Source organism: Actinoplanes sp. NPDC051475, assembly GCF_040689425.1.
GTDB lineage: Bacteria > Actinomycetota > Actinomycetes > Mycobacteriales > Micromonosporaceae > Actinoplanes.
Map to the genome: position 1 here is coordinate 921,561 of NZ_JBFAZZ010000001.1, position 22,006 is coordinate 943,566.

General features: G+C 72.2%; 23 protein-coding genes. 15 read left to right on the top strand and 8 right to left on the bottom strand.

Annotated elements, in window-relative coordinates:
* Positions 1-108: 108 nt before the first annotated feature.
* Genes AB0368_RS04305 through ugpC form a run of 4 tightly spaced genes read left to right on the top strand, consistent with a single transcriptional unit; the run spans position 109 to position 4,406 of the window.
* Positions 109-1,383, top strand: a complete 1,275-nt coding sequence (locus AB0368_RS04305) for an ABC transporter substrate-binding protein (RefSeq protein ID WP_366152321.1) — start codon at positions 109-111, stop codon at positions 1,381-1,383.
* A gap of 44 nt (positions 1,384-1,427) precedes the next feature.
* Positions 1,428-2,339, top strand: coding sequence for a sugar ABC transporter permease (locus AB0368_RS04310; protein WP_366152389.1), 912 nt, complete (start codon positions 1,428-1,430; stop codon positions 2,337-2,339).
* A gap of 2 nt (positions 2,340-2,341) precedes the next feature.
* Positions 2,342-3,175, top strand: a complete 834-nt coding sequence (locus tag AB0368_RS04315) for a carbohydrate ABC transporter permease (protein ID WP_366152322.1) — start codon at positions 2,342-2,344, stop codon at positions 3,173-3,175.
* Positions 3,176-3,227: 52 nt separating this feature from the next.
* A complete protein-coding gene (gene ugpC / locus AB0368_RS04320; RefSeq protein WP_366152323.1) occupies positions 3,228-4,406 on the top strand; it encodes a sn-glycerol-3-phosphate ABC transporter ATP-binding protein UgpC in 1,179 nt (392 codons plus the stop codon).
* Between the two features lie 6 nt (positions 4,407-4,412).
* Here the strand turns inward: ugpC and AB0368_RS04325 are convergent, their stop codons facing one another.
* Positions 4,413-4,886: a hypothetical protein gene (locus AB0368_RS04325; protein WP_366152324.1), complete on the bottom strand. Its 474-nt coding sequence runs from the start codon at positions 4,884-4,886 to the stop codon at positions 4,413-4,415.
* Positions 4,887-4,984: 98 nt separating this feature from the next.
* Between AB0368_RS04325 and AB0368_RS04330 the strand changes: the two genes are divergently transcribed.
* The 7 genes from AB0368_RS04330 to AB0368_RS04360 all read left to right on the top strand — a co-directional run bounded on the left by AB0368_RS04330 (position 4,985) and on the right by AB0368_RS04360 (position 10,671).
* Entirely contained in the window at positions 4,985-6,073 is a 1,089-nt protein-coding gene (locus AB0368_RS04330) for a hypothetical protein (RefSeq protein WP_366152325.1), read from the top strand.
* Between the two features lie 15 nt (positions 6,074-6,088).
* Complete coding sequence (locus AB0368_RS04335; RefSeq protein ID WP_366152326.1) at positions 6,089-6,949, top strand: hypothetical protein; 861 nt, start codon at positions 6,089-6,091, stop codon at positions 6,947-6,949.
* Positions 6,950-7,061: 112 nt separating this feature from the next.
* On the top strand, positions 7,062-7,925 hold the full coding sequence (locus AB0368_RS04340; RefSeq protein ID WP_366152327.1) for a helix-hairpin-helix domain-containing protein: 864 nt from the start codon (positions 7,062-7,064) through the stop codon (positions 7,923-7,925).
* 172 nt (positions 7,926-8,097) lie between these two features.
* Positions 8,098-8,808 (top strand): energy-coupling factor ABC transporter permease, encoded by a 711-nt coding sequence (locus tag AB0368_RS04345; protein ID WP_366152328.1) that lies wholly within the window; start codon positions 8,098-8,100, stop codon positions 8,806-8,808.
* Positions 8,805-9,173 carry a PDGLE domain-containing protein gene (locus AB0368_RS04350; protein WP_366152329.1) on the top strand — a complete coding sequence of 123 codons (369 nt, stop codon included), beginning with the start codon at positions 8,805-8,807 and terminating at the stop codon, positions 9,171-9,173. The genes AB0368_RS04345 and AB0368_RS04350 overlap by 4 nt, the downstream gene beginning before the upstream one ends.
* A complete protein-coding gene (cbiQ, locus tag AB0368_RS04355; protein ID WP_366152330.1) occupies positions 9,173-9,934 on the top strand; it encodes a cobalt ECF transporter T component CbiQ in 762 nt (253 codons plus the stop codon). Before AB0368_RS04350 ends, cbiQ begins: the two co-directional genes overlap by 1 nt.
* Positions 9,931-10,671, top strand: coding sequence for an ABC transporter ATP-binding protein (locus tag AB0368_RS04360; protein ID WP_366152331.1), 741 nt, complete (start codon positions 9,931-9,933; stop codon positions 10,669-10,671). The genes cbiQ and AB0368_RS04360 overlap by 4 nt, the downstream gene beginning before the upstream one ends.
* 64 nt (positions 10,672-10,735) lie before the next feature.
* On the opposite strand, the gene AB0368_RS04365 is transcribed toward AB0368_RS04360, so the two are convergent.
* From AB0368_RS04365 to AB0368_RS04375, 3 genes are read right to left on the bottom strand one after another with little or no spacing between them, the layout of a single operon-like run.
* A complete protein-coding gene (locus tag AB0368_RS04365) occupies positions 10,736-12,775 on the bottom strand; it encodes a protein kinase (RefSeq protein WP_366152332.1) in 2,040 nt (679 codons plus the stop codon).
* A gap of 39 nt (positions 12,776-12,814) precedes the next feature.
* Positions 12,815-13,330 (bottom strand): CpXC domain-containing protein, encoded by a 516-nt coding sequence (locus AB0368_RS04370; RefSeq protein WP_366152333.1) that lies wholly within the window; start codon positions 13,328-13,330, stop codon positions 12,815-12,817.
* Between the two features lie 2 nt (positions 13,331-13,332).
* Complete coding sequence (locus AB0368_RS04375; RefSeq protein WP_366152334.1) at positions 13,333-15,900, bottom strand: CHAT domain-containing protein; 2,568 nt, start codon at positions 15,898-15,900, stop codon at positions 13,333-13,335.
* Between the two features lie 58 nt (positions 15,901-15,958).
* Here AB0368_RS04375 and AB0368_RS04380 point away from each other — a divergent pair, with 58 nt between their 5' ends.
* The gene (locus tag AB0368_RS04380; protein WP_366152335.1) at positions 15,959-16,969 is read left to right on the top strand and encodes a tetratricopeptide repeat protein; all 1,011 of its coding nucleotides are present in this window, start codon (positions 15,959-15,961) and stop codon (positions 16,967-16,969) included.
* A gap of 1 nt (position 16,970) precedes the next feature.
* Here the strand turns inward: AB0368_RS04380 and AB0368_RS04385 are convergent, their stop codons facing one another.
* The 4 genes from AB0368_RS04385 to AB0368_RS04400 all read right to left on the bottom strand — a co-directional run bounded on the left by AB0368_RS04385 (position 16,971) and on the right by AB0368_RS04400 (position 20,680).
* The gene (locus AB0368_RS04385) at positions 16,971-17,834 is read right to left on the bottom strand and encodes a hypothetical protein (RefSeq protein ID WP_366152336.1); all 864 of its coding nucleotides are present in this window, start codon (positions 17,832-17,834) and stop codon (positions 16,971-16,973) included.
* Complete coding sequence (locus AB0368_RS04390; protein WP_366152337.1) at positions 17,831-19,327, bottom strand: caspase family protein; 1,497 nt, start codon at positions 19,325-19,327, stop codon at positions 17,831-17,833. Before AB0368_RS04390 ends, AB0368_RS04385 begins: the two co-directional genes overlap by 4 nt.
* A gap of 98 nt (positions 19,328-19,425) precedes the next feature.
* Positions 19,426-20,079, bottom strand: a complete 654-nt coding sequence (locus AB0368_RS04395; protein ID WP_366152338.1) for an SGNH/GDSL hydrolase family protein — start codon at positions 20,077-20,079, stop codon at positions 19,426-19,428.
* A 76-nt stretch (positions 20,080-20,155) separates the two neighbouring features.
* Positions 20,156-20,680 carry a LytR C-terminal domain-containing protein gene (locus tag AB0368_RS04400; RefSeq protein ID WP_366152339.1) on the bottom strand — a complete coding sequence of 175 codons (525 nt, stop codon included), beginning with the start codon at positions 20,678-20,680 and terminating at the stop codon, positions 20,156-20,158.
* A gap of 88 nt (positions 20,681-20,768) precedes the next feature.
* On the opposite strand from AB0368_RS04400, the gene AB0368_RS04405 reads away from it, so the two are divergent.
* From AB0368_RS04405 to AB0368_RS04415, 3 genes are all read left to right on the top strand, one after another.
* Positions 20,769-21,128: an STAS domain-containing protein gene (locus AB0368_RS04405; RefSeq protein ID WP_366152340.1), complete on the top strand. Its 360-nt coding sequence runs from the start codon at positions 20,769-20,771 to the stop codon at positions 21,126-21,128.
* Between the two features lie 243 nt (positions 21,129-21,371).
* The gene (locus AB0368_RS04410) at positions 21,372-21,704 is read left to right on the top strand and encodes a hypothetical protein (protein WP_366152341.1); all 333 of its coding nucleotides are present in this window, start codon (positions 21,372-21,374) and stop codon (positions 21,702-21,704) included.
* 55 nt (positions 21,705-21,759) lie between these two features.
* Complete coding sequence (locus AB0368_RS04415; RefSeq protein WP_366152342.1) at positions 21,760-22,005, top strand: DUF3040 domain-containing protein; 246 nt, start codon at positions 21,760-21,762, stop codon at positions 22,003-22,005.
* Position 22,006: the final 1 nt, after the last annotated feature.

Sequence of the window (22,006 nt, forward strand, 5' to 3'; positions counted from 1 at the left end):
CTTCGGAGCCGATTCCCGCCTCGCGGATCACTGCGTTATCTGACAGTCTCGATGAGTAGCTGTGATCTGCGCCATATCTAGCGACTGTTTCCGGACGGAGGATCGCTGATGATTCCACGGCGGACGGGGGCGGCTCGGCGGCCGTCACGATGGGCGGCGGCGATCGGCGTCGCGGCGCTGCTGGCCCCGATCGCGGCCTGCTCCAGCGGGCCGAAGGGCACGGTGGTCAACCTCTACGGCGGCGCCAGCGGCACCGGCTTCGACAAGGTCATCCAAGACTGCAACCAGCGGGCGGCCGGCCGGTACACCATCGTCGGCAACCTCCTGCCCAGTGACGCCGACGGCCAGCGCGACCAGTTCGTCCGGCGGCTCGCCGCCCACGACGGCGGCATGGACCTGCTCGGCATGGACGTCACGTGGACGGCCGAGTTCGCCGAGGCGAAATGGATCAGGGAACTGACCGGCGAGCAGAAGGCACAGGCCACCAAGGACACGCTCCAGCCGCCGATCGACACGGCGACCTGGAAGGACAAGCTGTACGGCGTCCCACGGACGACCAACGTCCAGCTCCTGTGGTACCGCAAGTCGCTCGTACCCACGCCGCCCAAGACGTTCGACGAGATGATCACGATGGCCCAGCAGCTCAAGGCCGCGGGCAAGCCCTATGAGATCGGCCTCACCGCCGCCCAGTACGAGGGCTACGTGGTCAACGTCAACAACCTGATCACCGCCAGCGGCGGCACCCTCGTCAACGAGGACAGCTCGGCGCCGACGATCGACGACAAGACCGTGCAGGCCCTGACCCTGCTCAAGCGGCTCGCCACCTCCGGTGTCACCAGCGCGTCGCTGTCGAACGCGCAGGAGCCCGAGGTGTTCGCCGACCTCCAGGCCGGCCGCTCGGCGTTCTCGCTCAACTGGCCGTACGTGCTCAGCGCCATGCGCGACGCGAACCCCAAGCTCGTCGACGATCTCGGCTACGCCCCGTATCCGTCGATCGACGGCAGCGCGCCGAAGGTGACGCTGGGCGGCATGAACTACGCGATCAGCAGCTACAGCAAGCACCCGGCCGAGGCCTTCGAGGCGGCGATGTGCCTGCGCGACCAGAAGAACGCCCTGAGCGCCGCCCTCGACGCGGGCGACGTCCCGGCCCTCGCCACGGTCTTCGAGCTGCCCGAGTTCCAGAAGGCCTACCCGATGGCCGACGTCATGAAGGCCGAGCTCGAGACCGCCGTCCCGCGGCCGGTCTCGCCGGTGTACCAGAACATCTCGACCATCGTGTCGACCACGTTGTCACCCCCGTCGAAGATCGACCCGCAGGCGGCGGCCGATGAGCTACGGGACTCCATCAAGGATGCGATCGAGGGCAAGGGGATCGTCCCATGACCGCCACACCGACAGCGGCGGCCGCGCAAGCGGCCGAGGACCGCATGGACGACGGCACCACCGCCATCGCCCGTCAGCGCCACACCGACGCGAAGAAGGCCGAACGCAAGCTGGGCCTGATGCTCGTGGCCCCGGCCGTCGTGATCATGCTCGCGGTGGCCGCCTATCCGATCCTGTACGCGTTCTGGCTGTCGCTGAACAAGGCCGACCTGCGGCAACCGGATGCGAACGAGTTCATCTGGTTCGGCAACTACGTCACCGTGCTGTCCAGCCCGATCTGGTGGACCGCGTTCGGCGTCACGATGCTGATCACCGTGGTCGGCGCGAGCCTCGAACTCGTGCTGGGGATGCTGCTCGCCATCGTCATGCACCGCACGATCGTGGGGCGTGGGCTGGTACGCACCTCGGCGCTGGTGCCGTACGCGATCGTGACCGTGGTAGCGGCGTTCTCCTGGCGCTTCGCCTGGACCCAGGGCCTGGGCTGGCTGGCCGCCGGTGACTCGGCACCGCTCACCCAGTTCTGGCCGTCGATCTGGATCATCATCCTGGCCGAGGTCTGGAAGACGGTCCCGTTCATGGCCCTGCTGCTGATGGCGGGCCTGGCCCTGGTGCCCGAGGACCTGCTCAAGGCCGCCTCGATGGACGGCGCGAACGCGTGGAAGCGGTTCTGGACGGTGACCGTACCGTTGATCAAGCCGGCCATCCTGGTCGCGCTGCTGTTCCGCACCCTGGACGCGTTCCGGGTCTTCGACAACATCTTCGTGCTGACCAGCGGGTCCAACAAGACCAGCTCGGTCTCGATGGTGGCCTACAGCAACCTGATCCGGGGGCTGAACCTCGGCATCGGCTCGGCGATGTCGGTCCTGATCTTCATCACCACCGGGATCATCGCGTTCCTGTTCGTCAAGTTCTTCGGGACGGCAGCGCCCGGGTCGGACGCCGAAGGGAGGCGGTAGTCATGCAGCCGGAGACCACGAACCGCAAGCTGATGTGGTGGGGCGTCAACATCCTCGTCCTGCTGTACGCGTTCGTCCCCGTGGTCTGGATCGTCTCCCTGTCCCTGAAGGACGAGGCGACCCTCAACGACGGGAACTACTTCCCCTCGTCGCCCACCGACGACAGCTACTCGGCGATCTTCTCGAACTCCGACTTCCTCCGGGCGCTGATGAACTCGATCGGCATCTGCATCATCGCCACCCTGATCGCCATCGTGTTCGGCACGATGGCCGCGTACGCCATCGCCCGCCTGGACTTCCCCGGCAAGAAGGCGATCGTCGCCACGGCGCTGCTCGTCTCGATGTTCCCCCAGATCGCGCTCGTGACGCCGCTGTTCAAGATCGAGACGGCGATCGGGCTGTTCGACACCTGGGGCGGTCTGATCATCCCGTACATCGCCTTCGCGCTGCCGCTGGCGATCTACACGCTCTCCGCGTTCTTCCGCGAGATCCCCTGGGACCTCGAGAAGGCGGCGAAGATGGACGGCGCCACGCCGTACCAGGCCTTCCGCCGGGTCATCACCCCGCTGGCGATGCCGGGCGTGTTCACGACGGCCATCCTCGTCTTCATCTCCTGCTGGAACGACTTCCTGTTCGCCCTCTCGCTGACCTCCACCTCGTCGGCACGGACCGTGCCGGCCGCGATGAGCTACTTCACCGGCGCGACGACGTTCGAGAAGCCCACCGGGCCGATCGCGGCCGCCGCCGTGGTCATCACCATCCCGATCGTGATCTTCGTCCTGGTCTTCCAGCGCCGGATCGTCGCCGGCCTCACCTCGGGCGCCGTCAAGGGCTGATCGGCCGCCGCAGAACCCACCCACCCAGACTCGACACAGCAGAGGAGCTGAAGTGGCCGAGATCGTTCTGGACCACGTCGTGAAGCGCTACCCCGACGGCGCCCTCGCCGTGGACGACTTCAACCTCGACATCGCCGACGGCGAGTTCATCATCCTGGTCGGCCCGTCCGGGTGCGGGAAGTCGACGACGCTCAACATGGTGGCCGGCCTGGAGGACATCACCGCCGGCAAGCTGATCATCGACGGCCAGGTCGTCAACGACAAGGCACCCAAGGACCGGGACATCGCCATGGTGTTCCAGTCGTACGCGCTCTACCCGCACATGACCGTCGGCGAGAACATGGGGTTCCCGCTCCGGCTGGCGGGCCTGGACAAGGCCACCATCCGTACGAAGGTGGCGGAAGCGGCCGAGATGTTGGAGCTGTCCCAGCACCTGGACCGCAAGCCGTCGAACCTGTCCGGCGGCCAGCGCCAGCGGGTCGCCATGGGCCGGGCCATCGTCCGCCAGCCGAAGGCCTTCCTCATGGACGAGCCGCTGTCGAACCTGGACGCCAAGCTGCGCGTGCAGATGCGCACCCAGATCTCCCGGATCCAGAAGACCCTGGGCACCACGACCCTCTACGTCACCCACGACCAGACCGAGGCAATGACCCTCGGCGACCGGGTCGTGGTCATGCGCGGCGGCGTCGTGCAGCAGGTCGGCTCCCCCGCCCACCTGTACGCCCGCCCGGCCAACCTCTTCGTGGCGGGATTCATCGGCAGCCCGTCGATGAACTTCCTCCCCGGGCAGCTCAAGGGCCAGGGCATGGTGGTGACCGCCCTCGGCGAGGCCCAGCTGCCGGACCGGGTGCGGCAGGCCCTCGACGGCGCGAAGACCGCCAGCAAGGACGTCATCATCGGGATCCGCCCGGAGCACTTCGAGGACGCCTCGCTCGTCGGCGACAAACCCGGCGCGACGTTCGACGCCCCGATCGACATCGTGGAGGCGATGGGGTCGGACGTCTACGCGTACTTCTTGATGAAGGGCGAGGAGGCCCGATCCGCGGACCTCGACGATCTGGCCAAGGACACGGGCAACGACCTGCACAGCGACGGCGTGCTCATCACGGCCCGGCTGGACGCCGCGGCCGACGTCCGGCGCGGGCGCACCGCCCGGCTCTGGTACGACACGACGAGGCTCCAGGTGTTCGACCCGGCCAGCGGCAAGAACCTGGTCCCGCCGACCGACTGAGCACCGCTACTCGATCAGGGGAAGCTCCGCCGCCTCGCCCGTCATGGGCGGGCGCGCGGAGTGCTCGGGCGCGCGCAGATCGCTGCGCGAATAGCGCCCCTGATGACGGTCGACCCGCAGGGCGACGACATGGATCGGCGGCGGCGCCTCGGCGATCCGGCCCGGGCCCCACCGCACCCACAACGGGATCCGGCCCTCCTCGGCCTCGGCCAGCAGCTTCTCGACCGTACGCCGCCGATCGGTGTGATCGACCTCCACCACGATCGGCGGCGCGCCGGGCCGCGCCAGGGCCACGTCCAGCACCGAATGCTGCCGGTCCATCGGCGGCGGCAGCCGCATGACACTGGGCGCCCGCCGGTAGACCCGCCACCCCTGACCCGCACCCCACGCCGTGACGGTGTCGATGATCAGCGCCGTCACCTGCTCCTGGGTGAGGTCCCGGAAGGTCAGCGCGCCGAGCCGCTCCGCCAGATCCTCCACCCCCGCAACCTTAGGCCCTGTCGAAAGGTGACGACCCGGCCGATCCGCACGGGCGCGGCGTACGTACCGATTCGTGGCACCGACATGGAGGGAACACCATGCAGGGAACCCACGACCCGTCACCGACCGACTGGCCCACGCCCGACACCCCGCTGCCGGAGGAGGAGCCCACGGTTGAGCTCCCGGCTCTCACCGGGGAACGCCCGGCGGGCTGGAACGGACCCACCCTCGCCCGCGCCGCCCTCTCCCTCGTCATCACCCGGCGCGAGGACGGCGAGGACTCGGCCGCGTCTGCGCCGCCATCCGTCCCCACCGCGTCCCCGCCACCACTCGTCCCCACCGCGCCGACGCCATCTGCAGCCTCACCGGACGCCCTTCTCGGGGCGGGGCGCGAGGGCGGGCCGGCGGCCGAGCCCGGGCGGCGCTGGCTGGTGGGCGCCGGCATCGCCGCCGCCGCGCTCATCCTCACCGGGGTCGCGGTGGTCACGATCGGCAGGGGCGGCGACGACGGCGACCGGGACAGCCGCCAGTGGGCACCCCCGGCCGCCGCCGCCGAAGAACAGGGCAGCCGTTCGGCGCCGCCGCCCGCGGCGGGGCACATCGCGACCGGCCCGCGCGACGGGCGCACGGCGGCGGCCCTCGAGCTGGTCGACGGCGCCAAGACGGTGACCCTGCGCACCGCCGACCTCGGCGACGACCTCTACCGGATCAGCACCCCCGCGGGCGCACCCCGCGCCGACGAGCGGGACGGGAAGGTACGGGTCCGCCTGGACGGCACGCCGGAAGCCGTGGACGTCGCGCTGAACACCCGGGTGCGGTGGGACCTCCGGGTGGCCGGGGGCGCGCAGCTGAGCACCATCGACCTGACCGGCGCCCGGGTCGGCGGGGTGGACCTCAGCGGCGGTGCCAGCCGGATCAACCTCACGCTGCCCGAGCCCGACGGCACCCTGAGCGTACGGATGTCCGGCGGGGTCAGCCTCTTCGATGTGCGGACCGCGGGCTCCGCCCCGGTGCGGGTCCGGCTCGGCAGCGGCGCTTCGCAGGTCGTGCTGGACGGGCGTACGCATCGGGGCGTCGCGGCCGGCCGTACCTTCACTCCGCCGTCCTGGGCCGGCACCACCGACCGGGTCGACGTCGACGCCGTCGCGGGCCTGTCGGCACTGACCGTCGCGCCTACCGGCGGGTAATGACAGGATGCGGGCATGACGACGCTCGATCCTGCGGTTGCCCGCGAAGCCTGGCGGATGGCCGAGCCGCTGCACGCGATGGTCTACTTCGTGCCCGAGTCCACCGAACGCTTCGAGGCCCTGGGGATCCCGGCCCGGGCGGGCTACTTCGCCGCCCGCGGCGGGGTCTTCGGCCCGGTCGGGCCCGGCCCGGTCGTGGCGACCTTCTACAACTTCCGGCCGGACCTGGTGGCCCGGTTCCTGCCGGCGGTCTGGGAGACCACGAGCCCGGCAGCGGTGATCGAGGCCCGGCTCGCGGCGGCGGACGCCGCCCTGGAACGCGGCCTGGGCGACGCGCTGCGCGGCGACGAGGTGGCCGAGGCGGCCGCACTGGCCCGGCGCGCCGCCGAGTCCGCGACCGCGTACATGGCGGGCCGGCCGCTGTACGCGGCCCACGCCGACCTCGAATGGCCCAAGGAACCGCACCTGGTGCTGTGGCACGCCCAGACGCTGCTGCGCGAGTTCCGCGGCGACGGCCACGTGGCGGCGCTGCTGGTCGCGGGCCTGACCGGCCTGCAATCGATGATCCTGCACACCGCCTCGGGCGAGGCCAGCGGCGGTTTCCTGCGCGCCAGCCGGGGCTGGAGCAAGGAGGAGTGGGCGGCGGAGACTGAGACGTTGCGGGCCCGCGGGCTGATGACGGGCGACGAGCTGAGCGACCAGGGTACGGCGCTGCGGGCCCGCATCGAGGAGGAGACCGACCGGCTGGCGGCACCCGCCTACGAGGTGCTCGGGACCGGCGGCTGCGTACGGCTGGCGGAGCTCGTCCGGCCCCTGAGCCGCACCCTGGTCAAGGCCGGATTCCTGGCGAGCGTCGCCCCGGCCCGCCCGAAATGAGCACCGGCGGCACGGCTGTCATGGGATCGACGGCGGTTCGCCTGCAGGACGGCGCGGAGTCTCCCCTATGATGCGCGCTACATCTGCACCTGAAGCCGTCCGGAGGCATGTCGTGGCATCGTTCCTCTTCCTCGTTGCCGGGCTGGTGGTCGGTGTGCTCGCCGGCTGGCTGCTGCGGGGACGCCAAGTCACCGCCCAGCACAGCGGGGCGAGCACGACCACGCCCGCCGTACCCGAACCCGTCGCTCCCGAGCAGCGCGCCGATGAGGCCGCCGAGTCCGGCCCGGCCCCGGGCGACGAGCCCGAGCCCGTGACTCCGGCCGCCGAGCCGGAGCCGGTCGCCGTGGCGGAGCCGCGGGAGGCCCCGGTCCCGGTGGCGGCCGCCCGGCCGGAGCCGACGCCGGTCGCCGTCGCCGCCGAGCCGGTCGCCGTCACGACCGAGCCGGTCGCCCCGGAGCCGATCACCCCGGCACGCTCCGCGCCGGAGCCGGTCGCGGAGACCTCGGCCGGCCGGACGCCGCTCGCCGGCCTCGAGCCGGCCCTCGCAAATGAGCCGGAGCCGGTCGCGGTCCCCGAGCCGGTCGCGGCCGCCGAGCCCGTTGCCGTCGCAGAGCCCGTCGCGGTCGCTGAGCCCGAGCCGGTCCTGGGCGCCGTCGCGGTCGCCGAGCGCGTGACGGTCGCGGAGCCGGAGCCGCTCGCCGTGGTGACGGCCGAGCCCGAGCCGACGAGCACCATTCCCGCGCAGGCGGCCGCACCGGACGACGCACCGGTGCGAGAGCCCGACGACCTCACGAAGATCGGCGGCATCGGGCCGAAGATGGCCATGGCCCTGGCCGCCGGCGGCATCACCACCTATGAACAGCTGGCCGCCGCCGACGAGGCGACTCTGCGCGCCGCGATCACCGGGGCCGGTATGCGTATCGCGCCCAGCTTCCGTACCTGGCCGGAGCGGGCCCGCGCCCTCGCCGCTCTCTGATCCGCCCTGCGCCGCGCGTCCATGCCCGTCCGGTCAACCGGGCGGGCATGATGCTGCTCATGCCCGGATCGTGACACCGCGCACAGGGTTCGCCACTGTGACCTAGTTGCCACAACTATGCAACAGCAACACCTCCCCAATATGCTGATCTCAGCCGGCAGGGGGAGGAACGATGGAGACAGTGGCGATGCACATCGCCAACGGGATCGTGAACGGTCCGGTGTCGGCCCTCTTCGCCGTGTTCGCCGCCCTCGCGCTCGCGTTCTGCGTCTGGCGCGCCCGTGCCGACCTCGACGACCGGCTGGCTCCCATGGCCGGCCTGGTCGCCGCGTTCATCTTCGCCGTACAGATGCTCAACTTCCAGGTGCTGCCCGGCGTCTCCGGTCACCTGCTCGGCGGCACCCTCGCCGTCGTCCTCGTCGGACCGTGGGTCGGTGCGCTGTGCGTCTCGACGGTGCTGATCGTGCAGTGCCTGCTCTTCGCCGACGGCGGCCTCACCGCCCTGGGCCTCAACGTCACCAACATGGCGCTGCTCGGCACCGCGGCCGGTTATCTGCTCGTCGCCGGCCTGATGCGGATCCTGCCGAAGACGCCCGCCGGGGTCGGCGCGACGGCCTTCATCGGCTCGGTCGTCGGCGTGGTGGTCGCCTCGCAGGGCTTCGTGGTCGAGTACTGGCTCGGCGGCACCACCCAACTCTCCCTGGCCTGGGTCTCCGGGACGATGGCCGGCGTGCACATCCTGATCGGCATCGGTGAGGGCCTGATCGCCGCCACCACGGTCGCGACCGTCGCCCGCGTACGCCCGGACCTGGTGTACGCCCTGCGCCGGTTCCGCAAGCCGCCGGTGGCCGAGCCGGCGCCCGTCTCCGGAGGTGTGGCATGACGAAGCGGCTCGGCTGGTTCCTGGCCGGAGGACTCCTCGTCGCGCTGCTCCTGGCCGGCGTGGTGAGCAATTTCGCGTCCGGCAGTCCCGACGGTCTGGACGCCACCGCGCGTCAGGGCTGCAGCTTGGACGCCGCCGGTGAGATCATCGGTGGGACCTGCATGGCCCAGCGGGAGCGGCAGCACCAGCTCGCCGGCACTCCGATGGCCGGCTACGGCATCCGTGCCCTGGGCGACGGTCCCCTGTCGACGGGCCTGGCCGGCGTGCTCGGCGTGCTGATCACCTTCGCCCTGGGCGGCGGCGTGTTCTGGGTGGCCCGGCGCCGGCCCGCGGGCGCGCGCGAGCGGTCGGAAGCCGGGGTCTAGTGGGGGCCGGTCACGCGCACCCGTTGCACCTCGACCGCCCGAGCCCCGTGCACCGCCTGGCCCCCGAGGTGAAGATCCTCGCGACGCTGCTCTTCACCGTCGTGGTCGTGGTGACTCCCCGGGAGGAGTTCTGGGCCTTCGCCGGTTACGCCGTCCTGCTCGCCGGGGTCGCCGCCGCGGCTCGGGTGCCGGCGTCGTGGCTGGCCAAGCGAGCCACCATCGAGCTGCCGTTCGTGCTGCTGGCCGTCGCGCTGCCGTTCGCCGGGCACGGCGAGCGGGTGGACTGGCTGGGCCTGTCGCTGTCGGTCGACGGCCTGCACGGCGCGTGGAACATCTTCGCCAAGGGCACGCTCGGGGTCCTGGCCTCGCTGCTGCTGGCCGCGTCCACCACGATGCGCGACCTGATCGTGGGGCTGGACCGGCTGCGCTGCCCGGCGGTGTTCACCCAGATCGCCACGTTCATGCTGCGCTACCTGGACATCCTGGCCGACGACGCCCGGCGGATGCGGATCGCCCGGCTCTCCCGCGGGTACGATCCGAGGTTCCTGTGGCAGGTCAAGGCGTTCGCGGTCAGCGTCGGCTCGCTGTTCCTGCGGGCGTACGAGCGGGGGGAGAGGGTGTACCTGGCGATGGTGTCGCGCGGTTACGACGGGCGCCTGCCCCGGCCGGAGACGGGTGGCGCGACCGCCGCGCAGTGGGCCCAGTCAGCGGTGCTGCCCGCGTCGGCGGCCGCCATCGCGCTGGCGGCGGTGCTCGGATGAGCCTGCGGATCGCGGGCCTGACTTTCGCGTACCCGGACGGCAGTGTCGCTCTTCGGGGCGTTGACCTGGGTGTCGCCGAGGGTGAGCGCGTCGCCCTGCTCGGGCCCAACGGCGCCGGCAAGACGACCTTGGTGCTGCACCTCAACGGTGTGCTGCACGGCGGGGCGGGCACGGTCGAGGTCGGCGGCCTGCGGGTGGACGCCGGCGACCGGTCGCGGCTGGCCGAGATCCGCCGCCGGGTGGGCATCGTCTTCCAGGACCCCGACGACCAGCTGTTCATGCCGACGGTCGCCGAGGACGTGGCGTTCGGGCCGGCCAACCTGGGCCTGCGCGGCGCCGCGCTGGCCGCGCGGGTCGACGAGGCGCTGGCCGCGGTCGGCATGGGCGAGCACCGCGACCAGGTGCCGCACCACCTGTCGTTCGGCCAGCGGCGGCGCGTCGCGGTGGCCACGGTGCTGGCGATGCGCCCGCAGCTGCTGGTGCTGGACGAGCCGTCGTCCAACCTCGACCCGGCCAGCAGGCGCGAGCTCGCCGAGATCCTCGAGAGCCTGCCGGTGACGGTGCTGATGGTCACCCACGACCTCCCGTACGCGATGCAGCTCTGCCCCCGCTCGGTGATCCTCGACGGCGGCCGCATCGCGGCGGACGGGCCGACCCTGGACATCCTCGCGGACGAGGAGCTGCTGCGCGCGCACCGGCTGGAGCTTCCCTACGGCTTCCATCCCGTACGCCCTTAACGCCCTGAAATTGCCGACCCTGATCCAGGAAGTGCCTCGGCCACCCGGTGGTCCGCCCCCGGGATCAGCCGGTCTGCAGCCGGTACGCGGCGACGCGCTGGCCGATGCCGGCGACGAGCATGGTGCCGCTGGCAATGAGGGTGTCGACGGGTCCCGGCGTGGCCGTCGACCAGCGCGTCGCGCCGCTCGCCGGATCGAGTTCGTGCAGCCGGGAGTCGGCGGAGCCGGCGAAGAGCCGGCCGCCGGTGGTCACGGCGACCGCGGGATTGAGCAGCGGACGGTGCCAGCGGACCGAACCCGACGCGATGCCGTGTACGCCGCAGTGCTCCGGATTCAGCGCGGTGTCCGACACGGCGACCACCGTGAGCGTGCCGACGGACACCACGCCGGTGACCGTGACCTTGGAGTCCGACTGCTTGGTGTTCGAGATCGCCGCGGTCCACCGGTGCGCGCCGGTCGCGCTGTCGTGCGCGGCGAGGCGCACCCGTCCATCGAGGTCCGCCATCGCGGCATGCAGCGCCCCGCCGGCACTCCACACCCCGGCGGGAACGGTGGCGCGGGCGACCTCGGTCCGCCACCGCACGGCGCCGGTATGCGCCTGGACCCCGTACAGCCACCACGCGGTGACCTCGTCGTCGGTCAGCGGGTTCGCGCTGACGCCCAGCAGGCCGCCGGCGCAGGCGACCACCGAGGCGTACAGGTACTCGGTGGCCAGCTCCCAGCGCCGTCGGCCGGTGCGCAGGTCCGTGGCGTACAACGCGCCGCCCGCCCCCACGAAGGTGACCCCGTCGGCCGCGCCGATCGGGTCGCCGTGGTCGTACGTCGCGTGCACCGCGCCGGTGGCGGCATCGAGCACCTTGGAAACGCCCGTCTCCCGGTAGGCGAGCACCAGACCGGCGCCGACGGACAGAGCCCGCGCCACCCCGTCGGCCGTACCGCGCCACCGTGCCTGCCCGCTCTGTGTCTCGACGGCGGTCACGACACCGGTACGGACGCCGACGAGCAGCGTACCGGCGGGCACGGCACCGCGCAGGTTGTCGCTGCTCCACGCCGGGCCGGCAAGTCCCACCGGGGGACCGGGCCGCGGTCGCGGCGGCGTGGACGCAGCGGCGGCGGTGTGCGGCGCGGCCGGTCGCCCGTGCCGCAGGGCCCACCATCCGCCCGTGCCCACCGCGGCCGAGCCGGCCAGCGCGGCGCCGAGCAGGACCTGCCGGCGGGCCACGCCCGGCTTGCCGGCGCGGGCGCCGCGCAGCAGCGCGGCCGCCTGTTGAGCATTCGGCCGCCGGGCGGGATCGGCGGCCAACAGTCGCACCAGGACGGGGCCGAGCGCACCGGCCAGCCGCGGCGCCCGGATGTCTTGCCGGGCGTAGGCCGCGAGCATGGGCAGGTAGCCGTCCCGCTGGAACGGCCCAACCCCTTCGATCGCGTAGTAGACGGTGGCGCCGGCGCCGAAGACGTCGGCTGCCGGGCCGGGAGGCAGCCCCTTGGCCTGCTCCGGCGCCAGGTAGCCCGGGGTGCCGAGCACGGCGCCGGTTTCCGTCAGCGGTTCGACGTCCTGCATGCTGGCCAGCCCGAAGTCCGTGAGCCGCACCACGTCGTCCGGGCAGATCAGCACGTTCGCCGGCTTGACGTCGCGGTGCGTGATGCCGGCCAGGTGGGCGGCGTGCAGGGCCGACAACAGCTGGTCCGCGATGCCGAGGACCCGGTCGACGGCCATCGGGCCGTGCTCGCCGATCAGGTCCTTCAGCGACCGTCCCGGCACCTGCTCCATCACGATCCACGGTCGGTCGTCCTGCACGACGACGTCGTACACGGCCACGATGTTGGGGTGGTGCAGCGCGGCGGCCGCCCGGGCCTCCCGCAGGCTGCGCTCCCGGCCGGCGGCGACCGTCTGGTCCGAGCTGCCGTAGTCGTGGTGCAGCTCCTTGACGGCCACCGTACGGCGCAGCACCTCGTCCCGGGCCGACCAGACGACGCCCATGCCCCCTCTGCCGATCCGCCGTTCCAGGCGGTATCGACCGGCCAGGAGGAACCCCGTCGACGTCGGCCGCTCATCGGCTCCCGCAGATGTTGACACGCCGTCACCGTAGCGGGCCGCCTCCATCTCGGGGGTGAGCTGGTCGGCGGATGTCCTGCTGGAGTACTAGGCTTTCTGCTCGCCGCGATGCTCGTCGCCGCCGGCGTGGTGGGCAACGCCATGGGACCCCGATAGCCGCAGCGCCTCCAGCAGGTCGCGGTATTTGGCGACGTCCGGGAAGTCGTCGAGGTAGGGGGCGGCGAGGTCGGTCGCCACGCTGCGGCAGAGGATCGCGATGAGCCCCTGCTCGTCGGTCGGCAGCACCCCCGCCGGTTCGTCGTCGAAGGCGCGGCCGAGCTGGGAGTAGAGCCACCCGATGAGGCGGGAGTGGTCGTCGTCCGACGCCGCGACCGACAGCAGGGCGCTGAGGCCGCCGTCGTCCGGGCGGTAGACGAGCAGCGGAAGATCGTAGGACGCCGGCTCGCGGCACGCCTCGCACACGACCGTCCGGATGCGGCCGGCGAGGCAACGGCGTACGAGGTCGGGACGCTCGGACGCGTCGAGCACGTACACCATCTCGTGGTCCTGGACGTGGGAGCAGCGCTCGCAGGTCACGCGGACGCTGTCGGTGAGGCTCGGCATCGTCAGACTCCCACGAGGACGAAGCCGGCCCAGAAGAACGGCTCGCGGTACGTGTCCCCGTGGTCGCGCAGCCAGGCGGCGGCCTCGCGCAGGGCCCGGGCCGGCGTGAGCCCGCGGCTCAGCAGCCCGTCGTAGAACCGGTGCATGAACAGGGAGGTGGCGAGGTCGTCCACCCGCCACAGGGTGCACAGTGCGGCCGCGGCGCCGGCCTGCAGGAATGCCGCGGGCAGGCCGAGGAATTCGTCCCTGGCCTGGAGGAAGGCGTGCAGGCCCGTCTCGCAGGCGGACAGCGTGGCGAGCCGGCAGCCGTCGAGGCGGTAGCGCGCGATCTCGGCGGACGTCGTGGTCCGGCCCGGGTACATCTCGAGGTAGGAGCCGCCGGCCGCCCGCCAGTCGTGGACGCCGTGGCAGGCGATGTGCAGCAGGTGCTCGCCCGCGTACTCCGAGGCGAGGTCCTCGTCCAGCGTCCGGGTCGCTCCGGGCAGCCGGCGGCGCAGGTCCTCGAGCTCGACCTCGGCGTACTGCAGGGTGTCCGTGGGGTCGCCGACCAGCAGGGCCGAGCCGGGAGCGGGAACGTCCGCGCCACGGCGGGCGCTCAGGCGCAGCACCGCGACGCTGGGCGCGTAGACGATGTCCCAGCGGCTCGCCAGCGTCGTACCGTCGGGCAGGGTGGCGGCGTGCAGCGGGGTGACCGCGAGTTCGCCGTCGGCGAGCAGCGCGACCGTCGTGCCGTGCGGGACGTCCAGCGCGGTCAGGGCGGCGACGATGGGCGCGCCCAGGCTCGCGCCGATCAGGGGCATCGATGCCGCGACGGCCTGGATGAACTCGCCGAGCGCGGCGCGGTGCTCCTCCGGTGTCTCGGCGGCATCGACCGCGAAGCGGCGCATCAGCCAGCCGGCTTCGCCGTTCCTGCTACCGACCGTGATCCGGCGCAGGGCACCGCTGCCGAAGCCTTGGATCGGTACGGCGTTGCGCTCGGTGAGCTCCGTGGTGCCCGGCGGCACCACGAGGACGACGGAACCGGTACGGGTGATGATCGGTACGACCAGGGTGACGCCGTCGATTGCCGCCACCGGGGCCGCGCCGGTGGCGGAGAGGCCCAGGGTACGGGCGAGCAGCCGGCCCCTCCCCCACTCGGCGACGTCCAGCGCCTCCTGGTACCGGCCCAGCCGGGTCAGCACCAGCGCCGCACCCCCGTGCAGCTCGTCGAGCCGGCCCACGACGGCGAGCTCCTGCTCGGCCCGTACGGCCTGGTCGAGTTCCATGGCCACCATGGCGGCGGCCTGCAGGAGGTCGGCCGCGGCCTCCTCGAGGCGGTCCTGCTCGAGCAGCGTGAATCCGCGGTTGTTGAGGACGATCGCGCGGCCCGACGCGTCGGACGGGTCGAGGTAGTCCAGCGCGACGGTGAAGTGCCCGATCGCCTCCTCCTGGTCCGCCGCGGTGCGCGCCTCCTGCAGGAGGCAGGCCGCCAGGTTGGTCCGGCTCATGGCATAGTCCCGGCGGTCCAGCCCGCTCCAGTCCACCTCGTACGACGCCTGAATGAGGTCGATGGCGTGCCGGTGGAACGCGGGGACGTCCTCGCGTTCGGCGTACAGCGCACAGGCGCCGCCGAGGTCCGCCCGGGTACGGGCCACCTCCAGCGTCATCCCCCGGGCGGCGAAGCACTCCTCGGCCGTCTGCGACCACCGGAACGCCCCGGCGATGCGCTCGTGCGGTGCCCGGTCGTCGTCGGTGACCGCGAGCGTCGCCAGGTTCCGGGCCACCGAGCCCTGGTAGTGGACGCCGCCGGCCGCCCCGAAGATGCGGAACGACTCCTCCAGCGCCGCCGCCGCCCGTTTCCGGTCGCCGCCGGCGACCCGGCGCGCGTACGCGTCCCCGAGGCTGTTGAGCGCGTTGGCCTCGGGAATCCCGCCGGTGCCGCGCAGGTGGTCACTCAGCACCTCGAGCTCGGCGATGGCGCGTTCCAGGTTGGCCGCCCGGTCGCCCACCTCCATCCGGCGCAGGCACTCGCCCAGCGCCTGGGTCACGTCCACCCACAGCCCGGGGTACTCGGCGGCGGTCAGGACCTGCTGTGCGGCCGCCAGGTCCGCCACGAGGCCGGGCAGGTCGCGTTGCCGTGTCCCGCGCTGCACCCGGCCGATCGCCCGGTAGAAGAGCACGAGCGCGCGAACATCCGGCCGGTCGGCCGCCGGCAGGGCGAGCGCGGCCGTGCAGGCGGCGTCGTGCTCGTCCGGGTCCGGCCGGCGGCCCGGTGCCGGCAGCACGATCTGCGCGTACGGGCCGAGCACCTCCGTTGCCACCAGGGGCAGCAGCACCTCCGCGTACGGCTTCTCCCGGCAGCGCAAAAGCACGGTGAGCCGATGGGGCACGGTTTCGAACATCCGGTCCCGGTAGCGCTCGAGCCGCTCCCGGGCCAGCCGGCCCGCGGCGTCGCCGAGCAGGACACCGCCGGAGTCGCGTATGACGTCGGCCGCCTTTGCCCAGTCACGCGCGGTGCAGAAGGCGTCCAGCGGGACCGAGGGGTCCGATCCGGCGGAATCCGCCCTGGGCAGGCGCGGAGTACCCCGCATGAGGAGCATGATGACAGCATCGGCCGTGCCGAGGAAGCGGCCGGGCAGGAGTGGCGCCATGATGCGGTCGCAGGCAACGGCTCATTTCGAACGCGGTGTCGCCTTCGAGCGGGCCGGGAAGGCGCCGGCCGCCGCGGAGGCCTACCTCAGCGCGGTGCGCGCCGGTGACGCGCACGTGACAGGTGTGGCCGCCTACAACCTCGGCAACGTGCTCTCGGCGCTCGGCAACGAGCAGGGCGCGCGTGATGCGTGGTTCACCGCCGTGCAGTCGCCACCCACCACGGCGACGCCCGCCGCCGCGTTCAATCTGGCCAACTCGTACGCCGGGGAGCAGGACCCCGGGCTTGCCGAGCAGCTCTACGAGATGGCGATCCAGCTGGGTGATCCGAGGCTCCGCCTGGAAGCGCTGACCAACCGCGGCAACCTGCACGCCGCGCACGGCGCCGACGCGAAGGCCCTGGCCGACTACGGGACGGTCATCTCCTCCGGTCAGCGTCCCTTCGCCGCCGCCGCACAGAACCAGGCGGCCGTCCTGCATCAGAACCGCGGCCGGTACGACGAGGCCGTCGCCCTCTTCGACGCCGCCGCCCGCGGCGGATACGAGGTGGCCCTCTTCAACAAGGCCAACGCCCAGCGCGATCGCGGGGACCTGGCCGGTGCGCAGGCGTCGTTCGTCGCCGCGATGGGGGCCGGCGATCCGGAGGTCGTGGCGAAGGCGGGCATCAATCTCGGCAACATGCTCCGGGACCTGGGCGACACCACCGGAGCATGCGCGGCGTACGACCGGGCCGCCACGGCAGGACCTCCCGCCCTCGCCGCCTGGTCCTTGAACGAGAAGGGCCTGGCACTGGGTGCCGCCGGTGACGTCGAGGGCGCGCTCGCGGCGTTCCGCCGGGCTGCCGCTCCCGACACCCCCACGGCACCGAAGGCGACCCTGAACCTGGGCGTCACCCTCAAGAACCTCGGCCGGATCGCCGACGCCCGCGCGGCCTGGCAGGGGCTGATGTCCTGCCCGGACGACCAGGTACGGGCGGCGGCCGCGGAGCTCCTGCGCAAGTACCGCGGTTGAGTCAGCCCGTCAACGCCTCGGCGATCCTGCGGGCGACGGCGGCATCGGACAGATAGCCCGTGATGCCGTGCGGGTCGTCCTGCGCGTTGTGCACGTCGGAGATGTTCTCGATCTCGGCCGGGAAGCTGTCGCGGTCCAGCCGGGGATACAGCGCCACCGGGTCCCGTACGTCCGTCGCGTTCAGCCAGTGCGCCACCGGCGCCGGACGGCGCAACGGCCGGGGAAGGTGGGCCTTGACGATGTCGATGCCGAGCGGGGAGCCGAGCGTCACCAGCAGCGGCACCTTCGCGACGCTCTCGTGCCGGATGAGACTGCAGTACGCGACCACGGTCCCCAGCGAGTGGCTGACCACGACGCAGGGCTCGTCGGCGGCGAGATGCGGCGTCACGAGCCCGTCCAGGCTCTCCCGCACGTCGATCCGGGTGAGGTACGCCGACACGTCGGGCGTGAGCCGCCGGACGACGAAGGAGGCGAGTCCGTCCGGCAGCCGGCGGCTCAGGGCCCGGCCGGCGGCGAGCACCCACGGCCAGTTCTGCGGTCCCATCTCGACAGTCTCCCCGTCCATCTCGGCGAGGATCTCCGCCTCGGTGACGCCGGCGCGTTCCGCCATCTCGAGAATGAAGCTGGCCGCGAAGCGGTCCCCGGGATCGTCGGTTCCGCGGGCGCGGGTCGCGAGGTCCGGCTCCCCCACGGTCAGCTCGTCGAGCAGGTCGCCGTAGAACGGCAGCACGATCTCCACATCGCCGGCCAAAGGTGCCACGCCCGCCTTCTCAAGGCCGGCGGCGAGGGCATCGGTCCACGTCGTCCGCAGCGTGTCCGGGTCCTTGCCACCCTGCGCGCGGCCGTGGATGAGCAGCAGTTTCATCGATCCTCCCGGTCGGTGAGGGAAAAGAGTTCGGGCGGCGGTATGCGGAAAGTCGTCCACACCGCGGCGGACAGCGACCTGCGCAGCCGGGCAAGGGGTGCCGGGTCGTCCAGCAAGCTCCACGAGCTGGTGAGCAGCGGGAACGAGGGCCGGACGTCGGGCAGCCGCTCATCGAGCTCGGCGAAGAGCGTCAGGTCGTAGGGAATGCTGCGCTGCCGTTCCACGAACTTTGCGACGAGCCGGCGGACGTCCTTCCGGCGGCCGTGGCGGGCCAGCTCACCGCCGAGCAGCACGGCCAGCGTCGGGTTGAGTTCCGTCCACAGTGCCGCGTGGACCCGGTCGCCCAGCGTGTCGAGGTCCAGCGTATTCGTCATCAGCCGGGCGGCGACGGAGCCGATGACCTCCGGTGTCGCGGCGGGCGGTCCGCCCGTGAGCGGCTCGACGGGCAGGACGGCGATCAGTTCGGCGCCCGGAGCACCTCGTTCCGCCGGCACGACGACAGTCCGGTGACCGGGAAAACGGGGCAACACCACCGTTGCTTTCCGATCTCCGCGCACCAGCGTCAGCAGTCCGCCGACCGCCGGCGCGGCCGGCCCGTCGCCGATGGCGGTGGCGTACCTGCGGGTGATGCCGGCGAGTCTCTTGTGCGCGGAGTCGCTCGAGGGGACACCGCGCAGCCTGAGGTCGAGGTCGCCCGCCGGACCGCCGACGAGGACGCCGTCCGCCGCCGGTGGTGCGGTGACCCAGGCCAGGACGTGCCGGTTCGGGTCCCAGTACGAACCCGGCCGACAGGAGGGGCGCTGCACCCGCCGCAGCTTGGCCGCCGCGAACTCCACGTTGCGGGCCAGCACCGGTTTGAGGGTGTTCGACAGGATGGCGGGTCGCTCCGGCGGTGGCAGCACCGTGCGTACGGCGTCCGGGTCCCGTCCGTTCAGCCCACGGATGAGGTAGCGCGTGAACAGGCCCTCGGCGTCCTCGACGACCTCGTAGGCCGGATCTCCGAACTGGGTGGCGAAGAACTGGTCGACCTCCACGTCCGCCGCGATCGCACGCCGCGGGAACAGCGACGTCCCGCTGACGTGGACGAGGTCGTTGGAGGCGGGGGTACGGCAGGCGTCCGCGAAGAGGGCGACGTGGGCGATCCCGCAGTGGTACGCCATCATCGCGCTCTTCACCACGTTGACGGCCTCGGTGTCCTGGTCGGCCACCTCGGACAGCAACCAGTACTCCTCGTCCAGCCCGCGGATGACGCCGTGGCCGGAGAAGTACACGAACAGGCGCTCGACGTCGCCCGCGTCCACGGCCTCGCGCACGGCGGCGGTCACGGGCTTGATCTCAAGGGGGTCGCCGCCCAGATCATCGAAGCGCTGAACGGCGAAATCCTGCCGTTCCGCCCACTCCGCGAACTGGTCGAGGCCGCTCGCCACGCCCGTCAGCACCGGCAGGCCCCGGACCCGGGACACGCCGATGAGCAGGGCGATCGAGCGTGGCATGCCACCCCCTCGGGCCGCGGACGACACCGACGATGATTGTGCCCCGCACCTGACCTTGTGCGCTACGGAACGAAAGGCTGAGGTGACGCACCGCAGACCTATGTGAGCGCGGCGTACCAGATGTCGGCGATCCTGGCGTATCCCGCGTCGCCCGGGTGCACCTTGTCGGTGAGGTCGCCGGGGCCGAGGGCGCGGCTCTGGTCGACGTAGACGACGCCGCGGTGGCCGGCGAGCAGGGCGGGCAGCCGTGCGTTGAAGGCGTCGATACGGGCGTCGATGTCGGGGTCGGCGGAGGCGACGAGCGAGGAGACGTAGACGGTCGCGCCGGTGGCGGCGAGGCGGTCGGCCAGCGCGGCGAGGCGCTCCGGGGCGGTGGGCGTACCGAAATCCTGGATCATGTCATTGGTGCCGAGGTGCATGACCACGATCTGCGGCCGGTACGCGCGCATCCAGCCGTCGGCGCACGCGGCGATCTGGTCGATGCGCCAGCCCGGATGGCCCTCGTGATCGCTGTCGGCCAGGGAGCCGGAGCGCTGCGAGCCGACGAAGTCCACGGCCATCCCGGCGTCGCGGGTGAGCCGGTCGTGCAGCACGCCCCGGTAGCCATTGCCGTCCGAGGAGCCGTAGCCGTACGTGATCGACGCGCCCAGGGGCATGATCGTCACCGGCCGGAAGGCCGCCGCGGGGTTGATCACCGCGGCGGCGGCACCCAGGCTGAGCAGGCCCGCCATCACCCAACGACCGATTCGCACGCAGCATGTGTACCGGGCTGCGGCAAAGGGGCGGATCGGGCAATCAGGCAGATGCCCGCTCGCCGATCGGCGCTTTTCAGGCCTTGGCGGCGCAGGCCCCCGGCGGCAGCACGGCCTCGCCGAGGATGCCCAGCGACTGCTTGACCTCGGTGGTGGTGCCGAGTTGGCGGTACCGCGCCCCGATCACGACGTCGACCACCGCGCCCTTGCGCTTGGGGTCGTACGCGCGGGTGGCGTCGCCCAGGAAGTAGGCCTGGACGAGCTGGGCGTCACCGACCGCCTCCGGGCCGTAGCGCAGCAGGGCGACCTCGTCGAACCGCTTCTTGTTCTCGGCCGGCTTCTCCACCTTGAACTCACGGTTGGCGAACTCGGCGCTGACGTCCCTCCCCCGGCCCTGCGTCCGGGTGCCGTTGAGCACCTTCACCGTCACCTCCTTGGGACCCTTCGGCAGCCGCAGGTCGGCGATCGGCGCGCCGGCCGGGCAGCCGGCGGCCACGGCATCGGCCTGGGTGTCGCGGACGACCGCGATGACGACGGTGACGATCGCCGCTACGGCGAGGAATCCGACCACGATGAAGGCGCGAACGCGAGTGAAGCTCACGGTGCGTGACAGTAGTTCCCGGGCGCAACGAGCCGGGGCATCGCTCGAACGGGGGAGGCGCCCGGCCGTCGTTGATACAAAGGTCGCCATGCGCCTCGAGCATTTCAGGATCGCCCGCGTCATGATCGACGGCGGGCGGGAGGTCTGCGTACGCCTCTTCGGCGACCTCGACGGCGACGCCCGCGACCAGCTGCGCCGGGAGCTCCACGACGCGGTGCACGACAACGCCGCGCCCCTGGTGGTCGTCGACCTGCACGGGGCCCGCTTCCTCGACTCGGAGGCGATCAGCGCCTTGCTCGGCGGGCTGCTCCGGGCGCAGGAGGCGGGCAAGGCGGCCCACATCGTCAACGCGCGCGGCGTGGTGCGCACGGTCCTGCAGGTCACCGGGGTCCTGGACCTCTTCGGGGCGACCGCCGGGCCGCCGCCGCTGAGGCGCAAGGCCACATAGGACCAAGTGCCCCGCCACCAGGTGGGCGTCCGGCTCCGTCAGGACAGGAGCGAGCCGTCTCGTACGCCGCCGGCACCGCGTCGCGACCGGACCGAGGTCGGCTCGACGAGCGCCAGGTCGGGATGCGGCCGCCGGGAGGCGATGGTCGTTGCACCGGCCCGCGTCTCGCCGACCGGCACTCCCGAGGACCGAAATGCCCTTATCATGGCGTTTCTTACAGGAACGAGGGTCGGGATGAGCGCCATGACGCATGCAGTGCCGGAACCCCCGGTGCCGGAGGAGCTGGAATGGGCGCTCGAAGAGGCGAACAAGGAGGTCGTCGCCATCGCGCCCGGCTGGTTCCGCGCGTGGCCCACCGCGGACGAGAAGTGGTCCGCCGTCAACCTCCGGGCCGCCACCCAGGTGATCGTCAACCACAGCCGGGAGGACGACCGGCACCCCGACAGCTGGACCGTACGGGCGCTGTTCGGCGACAAGGCCGTGGAGCTGCGGGTCGGGCCGTACGACAACAAGGCCCAGGCGATCTGGGTGGCGCACGCGATCCTGAGCATCGCCTTCGGCAACGACGGCCACTGAGCGGTCCCCCGGCACAGGCCGCGGAGTACGGTGGACGGATCGCGGAGGTGACGACGTGGCCGATCCCGAGGAGACCCGCCGCTTCGACGATATCGTCGCGCACCTGCACGAGGACGATCCCGGTTTCACCGCCGCCTTCCACGAACCACGCCGGCCACCCGGGCGTCCGCCGCTCGTCATCGGAGTGATCCTCTGCGCCGTGGCGCTGGCCCTGCTCATGTTCGGCGGGTTGGCGGGTGCCCTCCTGGCCGTCCTCCCCTGGCTCGCCGGTATGGCGTTAGCCCTCAAGGGCCGCGGCTGAG